This window comes from Arthrobacter sp. 2YAF22_2, from assembly GCF_052114645.1.
Lineage (GTDB): Bacteria > Actinomycetota > Actinomycetes > Actinomycetales > Micrococcaceae > Arthrobacter.
In genome coordinates this window covers 1-1,627 of the sequence record NZ_JBFRFD010000670.1, presented here as the reverse complement: position 1 = coordinate 1,627, position 1,627 = coordinate 1, and the positions used below count along the sequence as shown (strand labels likewise).

Annotated in this window: 3 protein-coding genes; 1 reads left to right on the top strand and 2 read right to left on the bottom strand. The window is 67.1% G+C overall.

Translation table 11 applies throughout. The annotated features are described in order from the left end of the window. Positions 1-34: 34 nt before the first annotated feature. Positions 35-202 carry a hypothetical protein gene (locus AB4Y86_RS18550; RefSeq protein WP_441403610.1) on the bottom strand — a complete coding sequence of 56 codons (168 nt, stop codon included), beginning with the start codon at positions 200-202 and terminating at the stop codon, positions 35-37. A gap of 81 nt (positions 203-283) precedes the next feature. Between AB4Y86_RS18550 and AB4Y86_RS18545 the strand changes: the two genes are divergently transcribed. After that, on the top strand, positions 284-1,249 hold the full coding sequence (locus AB4Y86_RS18545; RefSeq protein WP_441403609.1) for a GlxA family transcriptional regulator: 966 nt from the start codon (positions 284-286) through the stop codon (positions 1,247-1,249). On the opposite strand, the gene AB4Y86_RS18540 is transcribed toward AB4Y86_RS18545, so the two are convergent. Next, positions 1,246-1,539 carry a protealysin inhibitor emfourin gene (locus AB4Y86_RS18540; RefSeq protein WP_441403608.1) on the bottom strand — a complete coding sequence of 98 codons (294 nt, stop codon included), beginning with the start codon at positions 1,537-1,539 and terminating at the stop codon, positions 1,246-1,248. The two genes, AB4Y86_RS18545 and AB4Y86_RS18540, sit on opposite strands and share 4 nt — an antisense overlap. Positions 1,540-1,627 lie beyond the last annotated feature (88 nt).

Below are 1,627 nucleotides of genomic sequence, written 5' to 3'. Positions count from 1 at the left end.
GTGCGGGGCCGGGCAGCGTGTGGGGTGGCGTGGTTTAGAAAATCCGCAGGGTGTAGCTGGTGCTGGGAAGGTCGCGGGCCATCCAGTACTCATGCGAGCGGACGGGGGGATTGTGGCCGAGCCCGTCTTTCGTGAGGCTGCGCAGGGTGGCGGCGACGGCGGCGAGGACCAGGACGATGAGGGCGATTCCGATGAATTCCATACCTCCATGGTTCGCCGGTGGAAGAGGCAAAAGAAGTGGCAGAAATGCCCAAAAAGCTATAATTTCTGCCACACTGGAAGCATGATCAAATCAGTGGCGATGATCGTGGTCCCCAACTTCTCGATCTTCGAGTTCGGGACCGCCTTCGAGGTGTTCGGTATCGACAGGTCGGACCGCGACGCCGGCGTGCCCGCCTTCGATTTCCGCATCTGCACTCCGGTGCCGGGCGATATTCCGATGAAGTCGGGCCCGTCGATGCAGGTGGAACTCGGGCTCGAGGCGGCGGCGGACGCGGACTTGGTGATCATGACCCCGTTCGGCAAGGACGCGGATGTTCCCGAGTCTGCCCTCGATGCGTTGCGGGCGGCGCATGCCCGGGGCGCCTGGGTCATGTCGATTTGTTCCGGGGCTTTCGCGCTGGCCCGGGCCGGGCTGTTGGACGGCCGCCGCTGCACCACGCACTGGCATTACTCGCAGGAGCTCGCCGCCCGCTATCCGGCCGCGCTGGTCGACGAAAACGTGCTCTACGTCGAGGACGACCGGATCATCACGAGCGCCGGCACCGCGGCGGGCATTGATGCCAGCCTGCACCTGGTCCGGGTCGAGTTCGGCGCCAACGTGGCCGCGAGCATCGCCCGGGACATGGTGGTTCCGCCGCACCGCGACGGCGGCCAGGCCCAGTACATCGACCGGCCGATGCCGAGGTGCGGTTCGCAGCCAATGGAAGAGCTGCTGGGGTGGATGGTCCGGAACCTGGACGAGGACCACGCCGTCAACGAGCTGGCGGCTCGCGTTCACATGTCGCCGCGCACGTTCGCGCGGCGGTTCAGGGCTGAGACCGGTGCCACGCCGGCGGCCTGGCTGAACTCGCAGCGGGTGCTCCGGGCCCAGGAGCTGCTGGAGACGACAGACCTCAATATCGACGAGATCGCCCGGGAGGCCGGGTTCGGCCACTCGGTGTTGCTGCGGCATCATTTCGCCAAGGTGCTCGACACCAGCCCGCAGTCCTACCGGCGGACCTTCCGCGGACACCTGGCCGCGGTCTAATCCGGCTGGCCCTCCCGCCCGGTCGACTCGGAGGCAGCGCGCGTGGTCTCAACGAGGATCCGCCACGGGCCGATGAGGTCCTGCTCCAGCAACGTGGCGCRGCGCTCGCCGGCCCGAATCCGGTAGACGAACCGGTCAGGCTGGGCGGTATCCGGAGTGGGCAGTTCGTCCCAGGGGCACGCCTCGACCAGGGGCTGCCACCGGTTCCGGTCATCCGGAGTCACCGCCTGCACGCTCCAGACACGCTCCATCCCGGCGATGCCGCCGGTGCGCTGGACGGTGATTTTCACGGGGTGGTTTTCATTCGGTGATCCTTCGGCCGGTGCCGTCTAGAGCCTCACTTTGACAGTGTCCCACGCCTGCCGCACGGCGTCATGC